This is a genomic window from Corynebacterium pacaense, from assembly GCF_900169525.1.
In the GTDB taxonomy this organism is placed as follows: Bacteria; Actinomycetota; Actinomycetes; order Mycobacteriales; family Mycobacteriaceae; genus Corynebacterium; species Corynebacterium pacaense.
On the sequence record NZ_LT821240.1, the window covers coordinates 432,948 to 449,809 of the forward strand.

Below are 16,862 nucleotides of genomic sequence, written 5' to 3' on the forward strand. Positions count from 1 at the left end.
AGGGGTGCTAGATCGCCTCCACCGGGTTTCCGAGCCTGCCCACGCCGGGGATCTCAATTTCAATGTAGTCGCCGTCCACCATGGCCTCGGTGCCCGCGGGGGACCCGGTGCAGATGATGTCGCCGGGCAGCAGCGTCATCGAGGCGGTGATGAATTCGATGATCTCGCCCATCTTCATGATCATCTGCTGGGAGTTGGAGTCCTGCTTGAGTTCCGTGTGGCCCTCGTGGGTCAGACGCGCCTTGATCGGCAGGTTGTCCAGATCGATGGAATCAATAGCGGTCTGGATCCAGGGGCCGAGCGGGCAGAAGGTGTCAATGCCCTTGGCGCGCGCCCACTGGCCGTCGGCGAACTGGAGGTCACGGGAGGAAACGTCATTAACGATTGTAAAACCCAGGACCACGGACTTCCAGTCTGCAGCCTTGACGTTTTTGCAGGGCTTGCCGATCACCACGGCGAGCTCACCCTCGAACTCAACCTTGGTGGCAAAGGAGGGAATGCGGATCGGGGCATTGGGGCCGACCACTGCGGTCGGGGGCTTCAGGAAGAGGGTCGGCGGCAGGGATTCCGCGGACTTCTTGAACACCTCGGCCACGTGATCGGCGTAGTTGCGGCCGATCGCCACGACCTTGCTCGGCAGCATCGGCGCCAGGAGCCGGACATCCTTCAACCGCCATTCCCGGCCGGTGTACTTCGGTTCGGTAAAAGGGGTACCCTCGATCTCCCTGGCGGTCAGGTTGACCGGGTCGTCCCCTTCCCCGTCGATCGTGCAGAAACACATTCCATCTGGTGTGGCAATTCGTCCAAAACGCATAGAGGACAGCATACCGAGGCACCATCGGCACGCTCACCCGGGGGTCGAAATCACTCCATCACGTCTTTGAGAGTTTCCACACTCCCCTTAAGAACCTGCACCAGATACACTTCCGCGCAGGCCAGAGCGTCGGTGAGCGCCTGGTGATTGGAATAGGCCGGGAGCCCGTAGCGCTGACGGACCCGGGCCAGGCGGAGGTCCTCCCCCCGGGGATAGGTGGACATGCGCACCATGTGCCTGCGTTCCAGCGCGAAGGTGTCCACGATGGGTACCTCCAGTGGCGCACCGAAATGCTCCTGACAGGCCGCGGAGAGAAAGCCCTTCTCAATGGCGGCGAAGTGGGCGAGCATGGCGCGTCCCTCCAGCGCCTGCAACAGCCGGGTCAATGCCTCCTCCATGCCGATGCCGGCGGCGATCTCATCATCGGTGAGCTGGTGGATCACCGCCGAGGAGCCGACGGTGAACCCCTCGTTACCGTGGATGACCACGTATCCCGCGCCGCTGAGATCGATGATGTGCCCGTTGATCGGGACCCAGCCGATGGAGACCATCTGGTGCTCTCTGGGGTTGAGGCCGGTGGTCTCCACATCCACGGCCAGCAGCGGAAGGGTGCTTAACGACGCCCCCGCCTTCGGCTGCGGGATATCGTAGAAGGCCTTCAGGGCACCCCGCGCCCTGCGGCGCCTGCCGCCGAACATCAGATGTTCCTCACCGGATATTTGGTCGCCAGTGCCGTCTGCATGGATTTGATGATGGTGAAGGCATCCCGCAGATGCTCCCTGTCCATCTTACTCAGTGACTTGGGGTCGATGTGGTAGTTCGGCGTCTCCCCCGCCTTGATCAGCCGCGACTGGTGCTGGAAGGAGATGGCGGTGAGGAAGTCAAAGGCGTCGAGCAGGTCCTGGGCACCCTTGACGGACACCTGTCCGTGACCCGCACTGGCCTGGAGCCGCTCCCTGGTTCCGATGGCGTCGCTGCCCGAGGCGAGTGAATAGAGTCTGGCCATCTGCACGATTCCGGCCGTGCCGCCCTTCTTCACATCCAGCGTCGCTCCGTACTCCCCCGAGCGTTCCACCACCAGGCCACGGAAGAATCCGACCGGCGGATCGCGGCGGGCGGCCAGGCTCGCCAGGTGGGCGTGCAGCCGCCTGGCCCCGCGCGCCATGTTCACCGCAGCATGGTGCACCTGCTGTCCCATTGCGAGCTCCCCGTGGATCGCCCGGAAATCGAAGAAGGTCTGGGCGTAGAGCAGTGCATCCGGTTCCGGGGCGGTGATCCAGCGGTGGAAGGTGTCCATCCACTGCTGCACCGTCATCCGCCACTCCGGATTCGAGGCCATCATGTCGCCGGGACACAGCACCTGACCCGCGCGGTCTAGTCCGCTGCAGACGAAATCGGTCAGTGCGGCGAAGTACTCGCCGTGCTCGTCCTCCCGGAAGGAATCATCGAGCACCAGGGCGTTGTCCTGATCGGAGGCCAGTCCGATCTCCTTGCGGCCCTGGGATCCAACGACGACGAAGGCGTAGGGTACCGGCGGGGCCCCGAACCTCTCCTCCCCGAGGGTGAGCAGCCTCCGCGCCAGGGAATCCGCGGCGACGGTGAGCAGACTGCTCACCTCCTGGGAGGAGGCACCGCGATCGATGAATCGGGCCGCCACCTCGCCGGAGGACCTGAAGGTCTGGGAGAGCTCCTCCACGGTGTTCTTCCGGGAGAGATCCGCGGTCAGGTAGATCGGATCATGCCGTAGCAGACGCATGATGTCGGCGGAGGTGACAATGCCGCTGACATCGCCGTCATCGACGATCGGCAGGTGGTGGATGCGCAGTTCCGCCATCAGCAGCATCGCCTCGAAGGCGAGGTCGCGGGAGGTCATGGTGCGCGGGTCCGCGGTCATGATCTCGGTCACCGGCAGGTCGATGTCGAGTCCCTGCGCCACCACCCTGCCCCGCATGTCACGGTCGGTGACGATTCCGAGCAGGCTGTCGCCCTGCTGCACCAACAGCGAGGAGACCCGGTGCTTCTCCATCATCCGCGCGGCGTCCCGGATCGTCGATTCCGGCTCGACGGCGATCGGATTGGAGATCTTGAAATCGCCGAGCTTGGTGCGCAGCACCTCGGAGCTGGACTCGCGGCGCAGCTGGTCCGCGGCGGCGCGAATGCGCTTCGACCAGCTGGAATAGTAACGCGCCAGCTGCGGATTGCGCTCGGCGATCGGAGTGAAATCCTCACGGCTCAGACGCAGCAGCAGGCAATCCTCCACCGCGACCATGGTGTAACGGGAGATGGGCTCGCCCAGCATCATCGAATAGCCGAAGGATCGTCCGGCGTCCCGGCGATCCAGCAGCACTCCCTGCTCATCGAGGACATCCACCGCCCCCGAACGGATCACCCGCATGACGTCGCCCCTCTGACCGAACTGCGTGATCACGTCCCCACGGCGGACATATTCCATCGACATCTTCGACGGCAGCTCATCCAATTCGGATTCGGGCAGCTGGGCGAAGGGCTCGACGCCCGCGAGAAAGTCGCGGATCTCCTCAAGTTCAACCGACATGGTTCAACCTTAGGAGATCCGCCGTCTCCGCGGGGCCGAATCGATCAGCCGCGCAGTGCGGCGGCGATCCGGTCACCCACGTCGGTGGTGCGGATCGGGGCGTCGCCACGCGTTGCCACGTCCGCCGCGACGGCATCCTCGATGCGAACGGCGTTGTCCTCGTCGCCGAGGTGCCGCAGCAGCATCGCCGCGGACAGGATCGCGGCTGTGGGATCGGCGATACCCTTCCCTGCGATGTCGGGGGCCGATCCGTGCACCGGCTCGAACATGGAGGGGTTGGTGCCTGTGGCGTCAATGTTGCCAGAGGCTGCCAGGCCGATGCCTCCGGTCACGGCCCCGGCGAGGTCGGTGATGATATCGCCGAAGAGGTTGTCGGTGACGATCACATCGTAGCGACCGGGATCGGTGACCATGTAGATCGTGGCGGCGTCGATATGGTTGTAATCGACGGTGACCTCGGGATACTCGGCCGCGACCTCGTTGACGGTGCGCGCCCACAACCCGCCGGCGTGGACGAGCACGTTCGTCTTGTGCACCAGGGTGACGTGCTTGCGACGTCCCATGGCGCGTGCGAAGGCATCGCGGACCACGCGCTCGACGCCGTATCGGGTGTTCTGGGACACTTCGGAGGCGACCTCGTGCGGGGTGCCCACGCGCAGGCCACCACCGATGCCCACATAGAGGCCCTCGGTGCCCTCGCGCACGACCACGAAGTCGATCTCGCCGGGATCCGCCAGCGGCGACCTGGTGGCCGGGAACAGCTTGGAGGGCCGGAGGTTGACGTGGTGGTCGAGGGCGAAGCGCATCTTCAGCAGCAGTCCCCGCTCGAGAACTCCCGGGGGCACGGAACCGGGTGCCCCGATGGCGCCGAGCAGGATCGCATCGTGTTCGCGCAGCTGGGCGAGATCGGTATCGGTGAGCAGTTCGCCGTTGCGCAGGTAGCGCCGCGCCCCGAGGTCGAACTCGGTGGTCTCAATATCATCACGGACGGCCCCGAGTACCTTCAGCGCCTCTGCGGTGACCTCCGGGCCGATGCCGTCGCCACCAATAACTGCCAATTTCATTATGCGGGATACCCTTCTCACCAGGTGAACTTTTCCCGATTCTAACACGCGGCGGTGCGCCCGCGGGTCATTCGAGCAGGCTTCGCGGATCCGCACCGCTGAAGGCCGCGCCGAGGATGTCCGCCACCACCTCCACGGTGACCGGCCGCGGATACACCGCCGGAACCTCACCGACGATCCGCGCCACCGCGGCACCGAGCTCCGATTGCGCCAGGCCGAGTTCCGCGAGGCTGGAGGGGTGGACCAGCAGGTCACACAGCGCAAGGAGCCTGTCGACGCACACCCGCGCCGGATCACCGTCGCCCACCCCGGTACCACCACCCAGTTCCACCGCGATCCGCGCCGCGGAGTCGGGCGCCCAGGAGGCCAACACGGCCGAGACATAGGGCAGCATCACCGCGTGGGTCCGGGCGTGGGCGAGGCCGTGGGAACCACCCAGTACATGGACGATCTCATGATGCAGCGCCCGCCCCACTCCCGAGTAGGCCACCGCGCCGAGGTACCCGCCGTAGAGGCAGGACTCCCTGGACCCGAGGGGAGCTTCACCGCCTCCACCCGCGGCCGCTATTCCAGGTAGTCCCGCGGCCAGGGAACGAAGTCCCGCCAGCGCCAGTTCCCGGGAGATGGGGCTGGTGCCGCCGGCGAAGACGGTGTCGATGCAGTGTGCGACCCCGTTGAGTCCGGAATCGGCGGCCAGCGGACCGGGTAGATTCGCAAGTAGCCCGGCATCGTAGATGACCGAAACCGGAACCACCCTCGCGTCCCGTCGGATCTCTTTGCTCCCGTTGCGGGTCACCGCCCAGATGTCGGTGCCCTCGGATGCTGCGTAGGTGGTCGGAACGGCGATGATCGGGACGGTGTGCTCCACGACGATTGCCTTGGCCAGGCCCACCGCGGAGCCGCCCCCGATGCTCACGATGACATCGGCACCGGTGTCCACGGCCAGTGCCCTGGCCCGTTGCGCATCAGGGAGGGGAACGTGCTGGGCCACCCCTTCGATCCGGGCGGCCACCGGCAGCCCGGCGGTCAGGGCCTCCGCGGCGGCGATCGCACTACGGGTGACAATGAGCAGGATTCTCCGGGACCCGAGGCTCTCGAGCTGTGTCCGGAGGTTCTCCGCGGCACGCCCGGCCCCGAAGTGGATCTGCTGGCCATGGGTGGTGTGATGGAACACAAGCGTCATTGTCGCGACTCCCCGGCAGCTGGGCGGCCGGCGGTGCCGGAGAGCAAGGTGAGCCGCTCCCGGATCCGCCGCACGGCCTGATCGTTGATGTGGTGTTCCGCGTCCTCATAGATGTCCAGATCGACGGTGCATCCGAGCTCCTCAAACGCCCGGGCGGTCTCCCGGGTCCGGGACAGCGGTACCCAGGGATCGTGGCGGGCGGTAAGCAGGAGAACGGGAAACGCGGTGGCACCCTGCCGTATGAGGAACGATCGGTTTCTCGGGCCGATGAAACCGCCGGTGTGCAGGATCGCACCGCTGACCGCCGGCTGCTCGGTGAGCAGGTACTCCGCCAGCAGGCAGGCACCCTGCGAGAACCCGAGGACCACCACGGGTGCGGTGACCTGTGACAGTTCCTCCAGGTCGGCCTTCACGGTGGCCAGCGCGGAACCGAGGGCGGGCTCGTTGTCCCGTCTGGGCCTCATGAAGCCCTGGGGATACCAGGTGTTCTCCGGCGCCGCGGGAATCCGCCAGCCCAGATGGTCCAGTCCTCCCACCCTCCGGGCGAGGTCCGCGATGAAATCCGTGGACTGCCCGCGCCCGTGAACCCCGTAGACCACCAGTGAGGCGTCCCCGCTGTCCGCGCCCACCGGGAGAAGGGTGCTCATGTCCGGGAGGTCTCCACACTGATCGTCTCCAGACGGGACATGATCACATCCCTTTCGGATTCGAACTGCGGTGGGAGCATGAAGCGCCGACCGAGTTCCTCGGGTGACTCATCGCAGTCCCAGCCGCCGTCGGCGTGGGTGACCGCCAGCTCGAAGAGGGCCCCTCCGGGTGAGCGGACGTAGTGGGATTTGAAGTAGGTCCGGTCCTTGAGCTCGGAGATGTCGGTGTACCCCGCCCCCTCGATGTCGAACTTGGTCCGTTCCTGGTTGTCCAGGGTGTCCAGATTCCAGGCGAAATGATGGTAGGTGCCGGCCCCGTAGCGCCAGGTCCCCTGCGGATCCCTGCGATTCGCGGTCAGCTAGATCCAGTTTCCATGCGCGTCGGATCCCGCCTGGAAGCGCACCCTGTCGCCCTCCTCGATGATCTCCTCTCCGGCGAAGAAGGCCTCCGTACCGAATTGAACCATCCGTTCGGGGTCATAGACGTGGATGCCCACACCGTGAATGCCGTGGATCGCGGCCTCCGGGGGTACCCCGAAGCCGGTGTGCCCGATCCTCGTATCGCCCTCGTTGCCCACCAGCTGATACTCGATCCCGCTCGGGTGGACGAAGGCGACCCGGCGTTCACCGAAGCTCTCACACTGTGTGGCGTCCAACCCGAAGGATGCGAGTCTGTCCGCCCAGAAGTCCAGGGATCCCGCAGGTACGGAGAGCAGAACCTCACGCGCCTGCTTGGTCCCGCGCTGGCCGAACAACCCCGCCTGCGCCCACGGGAAGGTGGTGATCACACTCGAGGGGTCGCCGTTGGCGTTGGAGTAGTAGAGGTGGTACACCGGTGCGCTGCCATCATAGAGGACCGTCTTCTTGATGAACCGCAGCCCCAGCACCCTGGTGTGAAAATCGACGTCCTCCTGCGCACCCGCGACCGACAATGTCACGTGGTGTGAACCGAGCAGATAGGTCATGATCCCTCTCTTCCGTACCCCGGGTTCCCCCGAAGGGGAACTCTTGTTGTTAGAACAACAATAGGACTAGTGTTATTGAGACCTGTATCACTACAGGGAACAGTCGTGATGAATCTGAGCACAGATATGAATGGTGTCACCCATATGATCAATTGTGATGTCGATTGCCCGGTTGTGGACGGCCACCGCAGTAGGACACGGGTCGAGGAAACCGAATCCGCATTCTCCCCCGCCAGGCCCCGCACCCGACGAGAAGTGGCGGGGTGACTTGGCCGTGGCGCCCACCCCGACCGGCGGTCCCCCTGCGCCCCCCCGGGGTCCAGGCGGGGGCAACGCGCCGTGCGGGCCGTGGTGGGCCCCCCGTCCTGAATTTCACCCCCTTGTTTCCTCGGCCGGTGGGTCTTCCCACGGGCCTCGACCCGGGGATCCAGGTGGAGGTACAGGCCTGGGCGGAACTGGTGGAGCGCCATGTTCTGAACTTCAGCGTCATGCTTCCGGGCGCCGGTGGTTTCACCGGGGGCATCGACTCCCTGCCGCTGCTCGATACCCGGATCCTTCTGATCAACTGCGGGCCGCACTCCGCCGAACGTGGCACCCGCGATATCCGACCAGGGGCCACCACCTACTGCCTGGTGTGCTTCCAATTGTCGGGGCGGCTGCACCTATCCCAGTTCGGACGCGCAACCGACGTCCTCCCCGGGGACTTCAACCTGTTCACCTCGGACGCCCCGGTTCGTATCGACAGTTCCCCCAACCACCGCTCGGTGGGTGTGCGGATACCGATGAGCCGACTCAGGATCCCGCCCGACCAGATGCACGAACTCGCCGCCACCACCTTCGATGCCGGAGAAGGACTCGCACGTGTGCTGAAAAGCCTGCTCATCGAGCTGCACGGGGAGGCACCACGGCTCCACCCCTCGCAGCTTCCCGGACTCTCCCACCACATCACCGGGCTGGTGGAGCTCCTCCTCCGGGAACGCCTCCCGCACCCGGAACCGGATCACGGAGGGACCCACGCACTGACCCAGCGGTGCCTGACCTACATCGAGGACAACCTGGGTGATCCCGACCTGCATCCCGCGCGGGTCGCCGCGGCCGCTTTCATCTCGACCCGCTACCTGCACCGGATCTTCCGGTCGACCGGCACGACGGTGGCCCGGTACATCCGCTCCCGGAGACTGGAGAGGATCCGGGAGGACCTGGGTGATCCGCTGCTGGCCAGCGACTCCATCGAGCAGGTGGTCCGGAGATGGGGAATGACGAACAGCTCCTATGTCGGGCAGGTGTTCCGGGCCGTAGAGGGGTGCACCCCGACCCAGTACCGCCGGGCGGCGCTGGGAGATCCGGGCGATGAGGTGCTGTAGATGGGAAAGCACCGGTTGACTCCAACGTTCGGGGGTCAACCGGTGCGATACGGATCCGTGGTGCCTGCGGGCTAGCTCAGATCAACCTGGAAGGCGGTGGCGCCGAGTGCCGTGGTGATCTCCTCGACCAGGGCGTCGGGGACCTCGGATTCGACGCGGAGAATCAGAATCGCGCCGTCGCCCTTCTCGGCCTGGCTCAGCGCCGCGGCCTCGATGTTGATGCCCGCCGCGCCCAGCTTGGTGCCCACAAGGCCCAGGGCACCCGGTGCGTCGGTGTACTGCAGGAAGAGGTTGCGTCCGGCCGCCCGCATATCCAGGCCGCGGCCGTTGATGCGGGTGATCTTCTCCACGCGCTCGAGGCCGGTCAGTGCACCGACCACAGTGGCGGACTGACCGTCACCGGCGATGACCTTGACCTCGAGGACGGAACGGTGGGTGACCGATTCGGAGCTCGTCTTGACGGTGATGTCCAGTCCCCGCTCCTCGGCGATACGGGGGGCGTTGACGAAGGTGACGGGCTCTTCGATGATGCCGGAGAACAGTCCGCGAACGGCGGAGAGTCCCAGGGCGGAGACGTCCTCGGTGGACAGCTCACCGCGTGCCTCGACCTCGATGGCCACGGGTGCGGCGTCGACAAGCCTGCCGGCGAGCAGACCGAGCTTACGGGCGAGATCCAGCCAGACGGCGACCTCCTCGCCGACCCTGCCGCCGGAGACGTTGACGGCATCCGCGACGAACTCGCCGGCCAGTGCCTTGAGCACGGAGTCCGCAACATCGGTTCCGGCGCGATCCTGCGCCTCGACGGTGGAGGCACCCAGGTGCGGGGTGACAACCACCTGCGGAAGCTTGAACAGCGGGGAGTCTGTGCACGGCTCGCTGGCGTAGACGTCGAAGCCGGCGCCGCGGATGTGACCGGCCTCGATGGCGTCGGCAAGCGCCTGCTCGTCGACCAGGCCACCGCGGGCGGCGTTGATGATGATCTGCCCCTTCTTGGCCCTGGCGAGCAGCTCGGCGTCAAACATGCCGGCGGTTTCCTTGGTCTTGGGCAGGTGGATGGTGACAAAATCCGAACGCTGCATCAGTTCATCGAGATCCACGAGCTCGACATCTAGCTGCGCCGCCCGCGCCGGGTTGGCGTAGGGGTCATAGGCGATGACGGTGGTCTCGAATGCGGCCAGACGCTGTGCGAAGAGCTGACCGATGTGGCCGAAGCCCACGATTCCGATGGTCTTGCCGAACACCTCCACACCGGTGAAGGAGGAACGCTTCCACTCCGCGTGGCGCAGGGTGGCGTCGGCGGCGGGAATCTGCCTGGCGGCGGACAGGAGCAGGGAGATGGCGTGCTCGCAGGCCGAGTGGATGTTGGAGGTGGGCGCGTTGGCAACCATCACTCCGGCCTCGGTGGCGGCGGGGATGTCGACGTTGTCCAGGCCGACGCCCGCCCGGCCGATGATCTTCAGGTTGGGCGCTGCGGCGATGACATCCGCATCAACGGTGGTGGCTGAACGCACGAGCAGGGCGTCAGCCTCCCTGACTGCTTCGAGCAGCTCGGGGCGGTTGGGTCCATCGACCCAGCGGACCTCAACTGCGTCTCCGAGCGCATCCACTGTGGACTGCGCGAGCTTGTCGGCGATGAGAACTACCGGACGGCCATTCTGGCTCACAAGATACTCCTGGAAGTACTAGATTGTCCGCCTGCAACCGGCACGACCGCGTCGGATGCAAACGTGTCCACACCGGGAGGTGGCGTGCGACTAGGAAACAGTGTAAACCCTGCCTTTTGTATTCGAGTACCTAAGTTCCAAAGTGTGCGGTTTCCCGCACCCCCAAAGGTGAATAAAACGTGACGACGCCCCGGTCCGCCACCCGCCACCGTGTCCACGGGGGTCACTGGTAGGAGACGAACCAGGGAGTCGGGACCACGCGGGACAGGGTCTGCTCCGGGGTGAACATCGGGAAATCCTCATCGTGGAAGTTCTTCCACGCCATGAAGTAGTCCCGGGACAGGTTCTCCCGGAGCATGTTCCAGGTCTCGAACTTGTCCTCCGGGGTTCCGTGCCCGTCCGCGTGCAGCACGAAGGCCAGTTCGATGTGATCGGTGTTGATAGCCTCACGATTGACCAGCATCTGCGCCTGGAACTGGTGAAGGATCAGCGCCTTCTGCGGGAGCCCGTTGTCCCTGGTCAGTGCCGCCAGCCAATCGGCGACCTCGTTGATCTCGGAGGCGTCGGCGGAACCGACCCTGCTCATCGGCAGCTCCCCCTCGCCGATCTTCCACTCCGGGTCCAGGGCGAGTCCGACATTGGGTCTCTTCAGCAGGTCCGCGTAGATCTTCGCCTGCTCGAGAAAACTCCCCCGACCAGGCTGGAGATCGATGACGGCGTAGCCGCCGGCGTCCGTGATCGCATCAATGTAGGGTGCCAGGTCCCCGGGCGCGGATTCATTGGAGTAGTTCCCGTCATCGCCAGGGAACTCCGAGGCGACGGTGGCTATCACCTCGAATGCGGGAATCACCGGTTGATCGGAGAATGGCTGGTACTGCTCCGACAGCTCCCGGACGCGTGCGACCGCCTCCGCGGGTGGCTGCTCCCCCATCGCGCCGAGGGCGGGACCGGAGGGGTGCCCGTAGAGGGCGACCATTCTCCGCCCTGGGAACACCAGTCCGCCACCGCCGGGCAGCTCCGTGGTCACGGTCTCCCCGCGCCTGATCTTCGCCGACAGTTCCGCCGCGCTTCCGAACTGCTCACCCAGCGCCACCAGTGGCTGATCCGCCAGCCCGGCGACCATCTTCATCTGCTCGAGGTTCAGTCGCGGATCGGGATAGGTCATGTAGCGTACATCCGCCCCGTAGGCGCGTGCCGTGGCCACCGCGGAGATGCCGGATTCCGGAGCCGCGACCACCACCGGCGCCATTTCGGCGTCGCGGTTGCTCTGGGCGGGAAACGCCGGAAGCTTGTCGGAGTCGGACTTCTCCGGCACCGATGTCCAGGAGGGCACAAGCAGAACCTGGGCCTCCGGGTCCACGGCCGCGATGTCGCGGACAACCTCGGAGGCGGAGTCAACGGTGCGCACCTCAAACTGCCGGGCGGTCAGTTGCGCCAATGCCTCCTGCGTGCCCGGATCCCTGATGACGTTGATCTCGCCGGAATCGACATCGCCGAGGGCCTCGCCGACGACCAGGACGTGGCTCGCCTCCAGCCTGGCGATCTCGCCTTTGACCGCGGCCTCGGTCTCCGGGGTGGCATGCAGCACGGGCGAATGGGAGGCGATTGCGATCGATGCGGCCCGAAGCTCCTCCGCGACACCCGGTCCGGCCACGACCACGGTGTCGGACCTGTCAAAGAACAGTCTGCTGGCATCCACCCCGGAGAAGCCCGGATCCGCCACGACGGTGGGTGTGGCGGGGAAGTTCTCCGACACCGCCGTACTCAGATTCGCGGTCCGCGCCTGCCGCAGGGGATCGGCGGGGGTGTCCTCCTCGGTGGTGCCTGTGGTGCTCTCCTCGGTCACCCCGGTTTCCTGATCCGCTCCGGAGCTGCATGAGGCCAACCCCCAGACCAGTGCCAGGGACACGATCGTGGAGGCGGTGCGCTTGGGGAATCGCAAAAAACTTCGGCCCTTCTCTCAGGAAAATGATGTACCGGGCCGATGATATACGACGCCCTAGTCACCTTCGCCCGGGGTGTCCACGAAGGCATCCGGACCATCCGCGCCCCCCGAGAGGTGGTTCTCATCCACATCCCTGACCACGGGTTTGCCGATGGCCTCCTGGATCATCTGGAGGAAACGGGAACGCCGGTCGGAGAAAAACGCCGCGGTGTCCGAGGAATGCAGATCCTCGGCGCGCAGCAGATGGGTGGTCAGCATCTGATCGAATTCCTCATCGCCCATCAGCGATTTGGATTGCACCCTGGCCAGGTAGCGGCTCGGCGGGGTGTCGCCGATGACGACCTCGGTCCGCCGCCCCATCGGTGTGCGGTTGAGCACGCTGTCGGCCAGCACCTTGTCCACTCCCCGTTCCGCGCACCATTTGGCGGGGAAGATCTGGTGGAAGTTCACCCCGAGCTCGTCGAAGGTCCAGCGGTCGAACTGCCGACCGGTACGCCAGTCCCGTGCGCCCCGACCCATGAGCAGGGCGAAGATCCCCTTCCACACCCCGGTGTCGGGACCCGCGCTGAGCAGACGCGATTCATGGAAAACGGTATCGCGGACGGTTTTGGGCTCGGGAGCGGCATCCTCGGGGTCATCGGCAGAGCGGATCCACGCGGTGACCTGATCGGTGTCCCGGCCCGAGCGGGCGATCACCGCGGGGGATCCGTAGAGCTCACCGAGGACCCCGCTCCAGAACCAGGCGTTCAGCCGGTCCCAGGCCCGGGTGTTGGCCAGATCCTCCTGGGAGAGCAGGGAGAGGATGACCGCGAGCGGGACGATCTGGGCGGTGTAGGGCACCTGATCAACACTGAGGATGCAGCGCTGGCGGAGGAACTCGGCGGCCTCGACGAAACCGGCGCGGATCTCCTCCGCGGCCGGGATATATTCCGACAGGGTGAGGTTGAGGATGTCCTCGCGGTGCCCCACCGCCCTGCCCCGCCGCGAGGTGACCAGCAGGGAGACGGCGGTGAGAAACTCGGTGCGCCCGATACCGTCCAACGCCCTGTGCTCGCGCAGGAGCTCCTGGGTGCTCTCCCAGTCATCGCGGAGCGAAAACTCCCGATCCGCCTGTTCATCGGCGGCGAAGACGGCTGTGAGCAGGTCAAAGACGTCCATCTGGAGTCCGGAGGTGTTCGCCTGGGCGAAGATGGAACCGACACCGCCCTTGGCGGTCTCCCTGTCGAGACGGATCATCGGGATGGCGTAGCTCAGCAACGCCCTGCCGACCTGGCTGTGGAACCTCTTTGCGTGCTCCCTGGCATCTGCCCCCGCGGATTCGGCGAGATCGAAGAGGATGTCCGTGCCCTCATCGCCGAGCAGGAGGGACACCGGTATGCACCCCGCCTCCAGGGCCTGCTGCAGATCCCGGACGCCACCGTCGATCCGGGGACCGAAATGCGACTTCACCTGCCCCTCCTCATCCACGGAGAAAACGGCCTCGTCGGGCATGATCGCAGAGTCCACGGCCTTGGCCACGTCGACGTAGAACTTCCGGCGGATCTTCTTGTGCCGGAAATCGACGGTGTCCACGTACCCCTCGCCGCGCAGGCAGTGGTACAGCGTGGTCAGCCTCTGTTGGCCGTCGAGAAGCAGCAGGCCGGGTTCGTTGCCGGTATCCGGTGCCCCCTGGATCGGGCGGGGCCGGAACCGGACCTCCTCGCCGCGGGTGTCAAGTGCCATCAGGACACCGATAGGGAAACCGCGCAGCACGGTGACGATCAGGCCGCGGATGCGGTCGAGATCCCAGGCGTAGTCGCGCTGGAAATCGGGAAGCTGCAGATCTCCCCTGTCGATTCGGGCGAAAAGATCATCTAGTGCGTAGCTCGGCGTGGAGAACCCCATGGCCCTTACTCTATATCAGCACACAGTTTCGTGACCGCTGTGTTCGCCGGTCTCCAGCTGGACGGTCGAGTGTCCGATACCCAGATTCGTCAGTTCAGTCTCCGCGCGGTCGAGAATCCCGCAGCTGAAGGCCTCCGCGGCGTCGGTGTTGACCACCAGGTGGCAGGTGGCTAGCATCCGCCTGCCGTCAATGGTCCAGATGTGCAGATCATGGACATCCCTGACCCCCGGGATCGACCGCAGCACCCGCTCCACAACCTCCGGGGAGACCTCGGGCGGAACGCGTTCGAGGAGGATGTTGAGGGCATCCCTGAGCAGACCCACCGCGCGCGGGATGATGATCGCTGCGATGACCACCGATGCCACCGTGTCCGCGACGGTCCACCCGGTGTAGCGGATGACGAGTCCTGCGATGATCACGGCCACCGAACCAAGCATGTCGCTGATCACGTGCAGCAGTGCGCCGCGCATGTTGATGTTACCGTCCTGGTTTCGCACCAGAATATAGGCCGAGATGGCGTTGGCCACCAGCCCGATGACGGCGACCACGAGCATCAGTCCGGTTTCGATCTCCACATCGGAGCCCAGGCGCATGAAGGCCTCCACCACGATCCAGACCGAGAGCGCACCCACCACGATCGCATTCGACATGGCCGCCAGCACCTCGACCCGCGTGAAGCCGTAGGTGGCGCGGGCGGTCGCCGCCCTCCGCCCGATGAGCATGGCCACCGCGGCGATGATCAGCCCGGTGGAATCGGAGAGCATGTGCATGGCATCCGCGAGCAGGGCCAGCGACCCGGAGACCAGACCGGCGATCAGTTCGGCGAAGAAGATGGTGGCGGTCAGTCCGATCACGAACAGCAGCGCCCTCAGCGAGTTCGGGGCGTGGGAATGGCCCAACTCACCGTGCGCATGTGAGTGACCGTGACCGTGCTCGTGTTCATGATCGTGGGTGTCCATACAGGTAACTCTGCCACAGGTGGAGACTTATTGAAAGCTTAATGAAAACGCTTGTCCTGTGATTCTGGACATGTAGGTAAAAAAACCGCCATGCACGTGCACGAGCATGGCGGATGCCTTGAGGTCTCAGGCGGTGAAACTAGGCGGTTTCATCGAGCGGGTTCTTGACCCAGCTCATCAGGTCGCGCAGCTTGGCGCCGGTCTCCTCGATGGGGTGCTCGGCAACCTTGGCGCGCAGCCCCTCGAGCTCCTTGTTGCCACCCTCGACGTTGGCGATCAGACGCTTGACGAAGGTTCCGTCCTGGATGTCGGTGAGGACATCGCGCATCCGGTCCTTGGTTCCCGCATCGATGATGCGCGGACCCGAGATGTAGCCACCGAACTCGGCGGTGTCCGAGATCGAGTAGTTCATGTTCGGGATGCCGCCCTCCCAGATGAGGTCGACGATCAGCTTCATCTCGTGCAGAACCTCGAAGTAGGCCATCTCCGGTGCGTAGCCGGCCTCGGTGAGAACCTCGAAGCCGTTCATGATCAGGAACTCGAGGCCACCGCAGAGCACTGCCTGCTCGCCGAAGAGATCGGTCTCGGTCTCCTCCTTGAAGGTGGTGGGGATGACGCCAGCACGGGCGCCACCGATTGCCGCCGCGTATGACAGGGCGAGAGCCTTGCCGTCACCCTTCGGGTCCTGATCGACCGCGATGAGGCAGGGAACGCCCTTGCCGTCGATGAACTGACGACGCACCAGGTGGCCGGGGCCCTTGGGGGCGACCATTCCGACAACGATGTTGGCGGCGGGCTTGATGAGATCGAAGTGGATGTTCAGACCGTGGCCGAAGAACAGTGCGTCGCCGTCATTGAGGTTGGGCTCAATGTCATTGGTGAAGATCGACGCCTGTGAGGTGTCGGGGGCGAGCAGCATGATCAGGTCGGCCCATGCGGATGCGTCGGCGTTGGACTTGACCTCGAAGCCGGCTTCCCTGGCCTTGTCTGCGGATTTGGAGCCCTCGCGCAGACCGATGACGACCTCGACACCGGAATCGCGCAGGCACTGGGCGTGGGCGTGGCCCTGTGAGCCGTAGCCGATGATGGCGACCTTGCGTCCCTGGATGATGGAGAGGTCAGCGTCAGCGTCGTAAAGCAGTTCAATAGCCATTGGAGAGAATCTCGCCTTTCATAGAAAGTTTCTGAGTGCATGAGCGGCCGACCCGAATAGGTTCGTCCTGCAAAGTGCTACGTAAATGTTGTACCACACGCCCGGTGACGCCAGCTGTTTGCTCGGTCACCCGGCGAAGGCCCTAGTTCCTGCTCGGAGCCATCGTCTTCGGGCCGCGGTTGAGCGCGATCTGCCCGGACTCGATCAGCTCCCTGACGCCGAAGGGTTCCAGGACGTCCAGGAGGGCACGGAGCTTGCCCGGGGTACCGGTTGCCTCGATGACCACCGAATCAGGGGCCACATCGACAACCCGGGCCCGAAAGATGTTCGCGGCGTCGACGATCTGCGGACGATTGGTGCTGTCCGCGGACACCTTCACCAGCATGATTGCGCGAGCGATGGTGGTTTCGCCTTCAAGACGCACGACCTTGAGCACCGGGATCAGCTTGTTGAGCTGTTTGGTGATCTGCTCGATGGCGAGCTCGTCTGCGTCCACGACAACGGTAATGCGGTTGATGCCGTCTGTCTCAGTTTTAGCAGAAACGAGTGAGACGAGGTTGAAGGCGCGTCGGGTGAACATTCCCGATACTCGGGAGATGATGCCTTCGGTGTCCTGCACCAGAACGGACAGGGTGTGACGGATGATTTCATGGGTGGCCATCGGG

Annotated in this window: 14 protein-coding genes; 1 reads left to right on the plus strand and 13 read right to left on the minus strand. The window is 65.1% G+C overall.

All coding sequences use genetic code 11. From position 1 onward, the window contains the following. Positions 1 to 7: 7 nt before the first annotated feature. The 7 genes from B7E02_RS09140 to B7E02_RS14680 form a co-directional block, all read right to left on the minus strand. Positions 8 to 814: a fumarylacetoacetate hydrolase family protein gene (locus tag B7E02_RS09140; protein ID WP_080796873.1), complete on the minus strand. Its 807-nt coding sequence runs from the start codon at positions 812 to 814 to the stop codon at positions 8 to 10. Between the two features lie 50 nt (positions 815 to 864). Next, on the minus strand, positions 865 to 1,512 hold the full coding sequence (locus B7E02_RS09145; RefSeq protein ID WP_080795228.1) for an exonuclease domain-containing protein: 648 nt from the start codon (positions 1,510 to 1,512) through the stop codon (positions 865 to 867). Continuing rightward, on the minus strand, positions 1,512 to 3,368 hold the full coding sequence (locus B7E02_RS09150; protein ID WP_080795231.1) for a DUF294 nucleotidyltransferase-like domain-containing protein: 1,857 nt from the start codon (positions 3,366 to 3,368) through the stop codon (positions 1,512 to 1,514). The genes B7E02_RS09145 and B7E02_RS09150 overlap by 1 nt, the downstream gene beginning before the upstream one ends. A gap of 44 nt (positions 3,369 to 3,412) precedes the next feature. Next, entirely contained in the window at positions 3,413 to 4,432 is a 1,020-nt protein-coding gene (locus tag B7E02_RS09155; RefSeq protein ID WP_080795234.1) for a 3-isopropylmalate dehydrogenase, read from the minus strand. Positions 4,433 to 4,499: 67 nt separating this feature from the next. Beyond that, positions 4,500 to 5,615, minus strand: coding sequence for an iron-containing alcohol dehydrogenase (locus B7E02_RS09160; protein ID WP_080795236.1), 1,116 nt, complete (start codon positions 5,613 to 5,615; stop codon positions 4,500 to 4,502). Next, a complete protein-coding gene (locus tag B7E02_RS09165; protein WP_080795240.1) occupies positions 5,612 to 6,262 on the minus strand; it encodes an alpha/beta hydrolase in 651 nt (216 codons plus the stop codon). Before B7E02_RS09165 ends, B7E02_RS09160 begins: the two co-directional genes overlap by 4 nt. A gap of 359 nt (positions 6,263 to 6,621) precedes the next feature. After that, positions 6,622 to 7,227 (minus strand): VOC family protein, encoded by a 606-nt coding sequence (locus B7E02_RS14680; protein ID WP_245802238.1) that lies wholly within the window; start codon positions 7,225 to 7,227, stop codon positions 6,622 to 6,624. Positions 7,228 to 7,622: 395 nt separating this feature from the next. Between B7E02_RS14680 and B7E02_RS09175 the strand changes: the two genes are divergently transcribed. After that, on the plus strand, positions 7,623 to 8,591 hold the full coding sequence (locus B7E02_RS09175) for an AraC-like ligand-binding domain-containing protein (RefSeq protein ID WP_080795242.1): 969 nt from the start codon (positions 7,623 to 7,625) through the stop codon (positions 8,589 to 8,591). 71 nt (positions 8,592 to 8,662) lie between these two features. Here the strand turns inward: B7E02_RS09175 and serA are convergent, their stop codons facing one another. The 6 genes from serA to ilvN all read right to left on the minus strand — a co-directional run bounded on the left by serA (position 8,663) and on the right by ilvN (position 16,858). Beyond that, positions 8,663 to 10,255 (minus strand): phosphoglycerate dehydrogenase, encoded by a 1,593-nt coding sequence (serA, locus tag B7E02_RS09180; RefSeq protein ID WP_080795245.1) that lies wholly within the window; start codon positions 10,253 to 10,255, stop codon positions 8,663 to 8,665. Between the two features lie 223 nt (positions 10,256 to 10,478). Next, complete coding sequence (locus tag B7E02_RS09185) at positions 10,479 to 12,197, minus strand: hypothetical protein (RefSeq protein ID WP_080795248.1); 1,719 nt, start codon at positions 12,195 to 12,197, stop codon at positions 10,479 to 10,481. A 57-nt stretch (positions 12,198 to 12,254) separates the two neighbouring features. Beyond that, positions 12,255 to 14,084 (minus strand): GmrSD restriction endonuclease domain-containing protein, encoded by a 1,830-nt coding sequence (locus B7E02_RS09190; protein ID WP_080795251.1) that lies wholly within the window; start codon positions 14,082 to 14,084, stop codon positions 12,255 to 12,257. 15 nt (positions 14,085 to 14,099) lie between these two features. Beyond that, positions 14,100 to 15,044, minus strand: coding sequence for a cation diffusion facilitator family transporter (locus B7E02_RS09195; RefSeq protein WP_080795254.1), 945 nt, complete (start codon positions 15,042 to 15,044; stop codon positions 14,100 to 14,102). Positions 15,045 to 15,183: 139 nt separating this feature from the next. Next, complete coding sequence (gene ilvC, locus B7E02_RS09200; RefSeq protein ID WP_080795257.1) at positions 15,184 to 16,197, minus strand: ketol-acid reductoisomerase; 1,014 nt, start codon at positions 16,195 to 16,197, stop codon at positions 15,184 to 15,186. Positions 16,198 to 16,339: 142 nt separating this feature from the next. Then, on the minus strand, positions 16,340 to 16,858 hold the full coding sequence (gene ilvN / locus B7E02_RS09205; protein ID WP_080795260.1) for an acetolactate synthase small subunit: 519 nt from the start codon (positions 16,856 to 16,858) through the stop codon (positions 16,340 to 16,342). Between the last annotated feature and the right edge of the window lie 4 nt (positions 16,859 to 16,862).

Bases quoted from the DNA above. Each gene is read 5' to 3' on its own strand.
- ilvC (WP_080795257.1), bottom strand. From the start codon at position 16,197: ATGGCTATTGAACTGCTTTACGACGCTGACGCTGACCTCTCCATCATC.
- B7E02_RS09150 (WP_080795231.1), bottom strand. From the start codon at position 3,368: ATGTCGGTTGAACTTGAGGAGATCCGCGACTTTCTCGCGGGCGTCGAG.
- B7E02_RS09195 (WP_080795254.1), bottom strand. From the start codon at position 15,044: ATGGACACCCACGATCATGAACACGAGCACGGTCACGGTCACTCACAT.
- B7E02_RS09160 (WP_080795236.1), bottom strand. From the start codon at position 5,615: ATGACGCTTGTGTTCCATCACACCACCCATGGCCAGCAGATCCACTTC.
- B7E02_RS09165 (WP_080795240.1), bottom strand. From the start codon at position 6,262: ATGAGCACCCTTCTCCCGGTGGGCGCGGACAGCGGGGACGCCTCACTG.
- B7E02_RS09190 (WP_080795251.1), bottom strand. From the start codon at position 14,084: ATGGGGTTCTCCACGCCGAGCTACGCACTAGATGATCTTTTCGCCCGA.
- B7E02_RS09155 (WP_080795234.1), bottom strand. From the start codon at position 4,432: ATGAAATTGGCAGTTATTGGTGGCGACGGCATCGGCCCGGAGGTCACC.
- B7E02_RS09145 (WP_080795228.1), bottom strand. From the start codon at position 1,512: ATGTTCGGCGGCAGGCGCCGCAGGGCGCGGGGTGCCCTGAAGGCCTTC.
- B7E02_RS09140 (WP_080796873.1), bottom strand. From the start codon at position 814: ATGCGTTTTGGACGAATTGCCACACCAGATGGAATGTGTTTCTGCACG.
- ilvN (WP_080795260.1), bottom strand. From the start codon at position 16,858: ATGGCCACCCATGAAATCATCCGTCACACCCTGTCCGTTCTGGTGCAG.
- B7E02_RS14680 (WP_245802238.1), bottom strand. From the start codon at position 7,227: ATGACCTATCTGCTCGGTTCACACCACGTGACATTGTCGGTCGCGGGT.